The 2,917-nt window shown below is 58.7% G+C and carries 4 protein-coding genes; 2 read left to right on the forward strand and 2 right to left on the reverse strand.

From position 1 onward, the window contains the following. Window positions 1-239: 239 nt before the first annotated feature. Entirely contained in the window at window positions 240-764 is a 525-nt protein-coding gene (locus EWE75_RS24180; protein WP_130160579.1) for a hypothetical protein, read from the forward strand. A 315-nt stretch (window positions 765-1,079) separates the two neighbouring features. Next, on the forward strand, window positions 1,080-1,619 hold the full coding sequence (locus EWE75_RS24185) for a hypothetical protein (protein WP_130160580.1): 540 nt from the start codon (window positions 1,080-1,082) through the stop codon (window positions 1,617-1,619). A 246-nt stretch (window positions 1,620-1,865) separates the two neighbouring features. On the opposite strand, the gene EWE75_RS24190 is transcribed toward EWE75_RS24185, so the two are convergent. Both EWE75_RS24190 and EWE75_RS24195 read right to left on the reverse strand, forming a co-directional pair. After that, complete coding sequence (locus EWE75_RS24190) at window positions 1,866-2,117, reverse strand: hypothetical protein (protein ID WP_130160581.1); 252 nt, start codon at window positions 2,115-2,117, stop codon at window positions 1,866-1,868. A 249-nt stretch (window positions 2,118-2,366) separates the two neighbouring features. Next, complete coding sequence (locus EWE75_RS24195) at window positions 2,367-2,780, reverse strand: helix-turn-helix domain-containing protein (protein WP_427915823.1); 414 nt, start codon at window positions 2,778-2,780, stop codon at window positions 2,367-2,369. Window positions 2,781-2,917 lie beyond the last annotated feature (137 nt).

Here is a 2,917-nt window from a genome sequence, read left to right on the forward strand (position 1 = left end):
GACGCGCGAATGGCATTACGGCCAGCGGTGCTATGTGCCGCACCAACAGGTCGGACACATGGCCGCACCAACCAGCAATGCGATGCTCAATATGTCCCTTGCCAACGGAGGGCCGTCCACACATGGGCGGTAGCTGCCGATCGTGCCGAGGTCGGCACCCCAAGGAAACGTTCGGTTTTCTGACGATCGGCAAAAGCCCTCCGATCGACAATCAGGATCGGCCTCGTCAGAACGGAACGATGATCGAGGAGGCAGCAGCACGGGAGGCCGTCGAACACCTTGGCTTGCTCACGCCGGAAGCCATTACGACAATCGCGCAACTCCTACAGGGCGACATGAGCGAGCCCCCCAACGCACTCGCCACGCGCTACCGGAAAGAGGGCGAGCAAATCTCCGATGCCGACAAGCGAGTGCTACGCATAAGGCGCAACGGCTTCCTTTCGCGCCAAGCGCTCGCCGAGATTACCCCAGCCGGTCTAAGCGACCCCCTTGCGGCGCATGAGACGACGCTTTTGCGTGCGACGTTTACCGTTATCCGCCATCGGCGAGTTGCCGAGGGGGCGAAGCTCAAAGAGCGGTTAGGAAAGTGCTTCGTGGGCTTCGCCCACGAGACCCTGAACCGTGATTGCGCTGCCTGTAATCGCCTGGATGGGCTCGTCACCGACGCTGCCAATGCGGCAATTCTTCCGCCGGTCGGATGCTCCTGCCCGACCGCTAATTACGGCATCAGCCCCAAGATAGACTGGCTTGCTGACGTGGACTAACTGTGGCGGCTCGCAATGATGATCGCCCGTCATTGCAGTTCCGGGCGATCATCATTGCGAGCCGCTACAGCTAAGAGTTTGCATTTGAGAATTGTACGTCAAAGTGCGAGCAGGGAAATCAGGGGGCATCATATGCGAAATACCGGAAGTCTGGGCCTAATTCTCATAGCATGTGTAAGCTGTTCAGGAGGGCACCAGAAGGCGAACGCGGTCGCCCATGAAGAGAAGCCGGAGACACCCGAGGTACTCAAGACACCCGAGGGCGTAGTCTACGAGGTCTCTCGGGTGCCGGGGATCAAGCCGTCCGATCTTCCGATGAACAATGACCTCAAGATGGCCGATCGCGACCTGGCGAAGTATGCGGTCACCGCATGTCTGCTAGACACGTCAGCCAATCTAGCGCCGAGCCGATGCGATATCTACATGCAGCCCGACAAAAGCGGAACGCTGATCGGATACGCCGCAGTTACCCAAGATTCGAAGGGGGTGAGCTTCTCGACCTTCACTACCCTGAATGATAAACAAGCGGGCGAAGATTGCTTTATTCAGGGGGCGCTGACGGGCGCAGGAGAGAATTACAAGACTCCCGTGAAAGATGCCAGCAACGACTTCTCGGGTCAATTCATGTATTCTGCATGGCAGAAAGAGCCGGGGAACTATATCGTATCTCCAGTCGATGACTCGTCTATGAGCGATACAACAAGCGACGATACAGCCTTGGGCGTCTGGTACGTATCAAAGACAGGCGACAAGCTGCGCATATCTCAAGAGCGTTGGAACTATTGCTATCGAGACAGCAATGTAAACGTTGACGACGTGTTCTACCGGGTCATATCGCTCAAAAGGAAGGTGTGAGCTGCGGGCTCGCAGTGTGGGGATCGTAGCCGCCCGCGTCCGACGAGACCAATGTACGAAGCCGCTGCGCGGCAGTGGCGTTTGCGGTGAGGTAGCGGGCCTTCGCTGAGGTTGGCCCCGCGTGGGCTGTAAACGCGCACGGTGTTTGGCGGCATTTTAATCACGCTATCTGTCGTCAGCCCCAGTGACGGCGTTCCTACCAAGGATCGAATTTCGGGAATGGCCGGGTCTGGTGGGAAGCTGCCGTTAGCAACGTTTCCCTTTGACGAGGTCAATCAATCCGCTGGGCTCCGTTATAGCCATGATCGTCGGCTCGCTGGTGAGCGGCTTCATCATCATGCTCGATCTTGGAAGATCAATGGATCGCTGCGCCTTCAGGGGCGATCCGGTCACAATGTGAAAACCGGGCTCGAACGTCACGCCCGCTTGATCGGGGGACGCATCTGCCATGACGCGAACGTGACCTACATCTCCCGGTATCAAGACGTCACCCTTCACTCCGTTTACTCGAAGAACCGGCACTGCGCCGGCGTAGTAGCAACCATCCGTAAGGGGCTTACCTGCCGGAGGGCTACATGCGGTTGCCGCTACGCTAATCGTGAGGGCTGAAAGGGATGCGGCGATTTTCATATGAGCGACATGCTCGGCTCCGCTAATGTCTGCAACTGGGCGGTTTCGGACATGACAACCAAAGGCAATGCCGGCAGCCTTCCCTGCGGCTCTTGATCGTTTCGTCGATCGGATCAACTAAGACAACGCTTCTTCGTTAGGCGCTACGTCCCTATTCGATGCGGAAGCGGCCTTCGCGCGGTGCAAGGCGGTGACCCGCTTGACCTGTGCGATGCTGCATCCGGCTAACTCGGCCGTTCTTGCAATGCTCATGCCCGCGTCACGAAGGCCAACGATACGGCGATGGTGCGCAAGGTCGGGTTTGCGACCGCTGTACCGCCCTGCCCGTCTGGCAATCTCGATCCCTTCGCGCTGACGTTCGCGGCGTGTCTCATAGTCGTCGCGCGCAGTCTGAAGTGCCACACGCAGCAGCATATCTTGGACCGCCTCAAGCACGATCCGGGCGACGCCGGAGCTGTCGGCGACGAGATCGGACAGATCAACAATCCCGGGGACCGAAAGCCGAGCCCCCTTCCCTCTAATTGTCGCCACCAGCAATTCGGCCTCCGGTAGCGGGAGACGACGGATGAGATCGACAAGACCTCAGGGGCAAAAATATGTTATGGTCCCTCTGCGCGGGCGACTCCGTGGCGAAGAGCGGAACATCGGATGCGAGTTCCGCCAGGCCG

Source organism: Sphingomonas populi, from assembly GCF_004208535.1.
GTDB lineage: Bacteria > Pseudomonadota > Alphaproteobacteria > Sphingomonadales > Sphingomonadaceae > Sphingomonas > Sphingomonas populi.

Excerpts from the sequence above, each read along its gene's own strand:
- EWE75_RS24185 (WP_130160580.1), top strand. The coding sequence starts at position 1,080 with ATGAACAATGACCTCAAGATGGCCGATCGCGACCTGGCGAAGTATGCG.
- EWE75_RS24180 (WP_130160579.1), top strand. The coding sequence starts at position 240 with ATGATCGAGGAGGCAGCAGCACGGGAGGCCGTCGAACACCTTGGCTTG.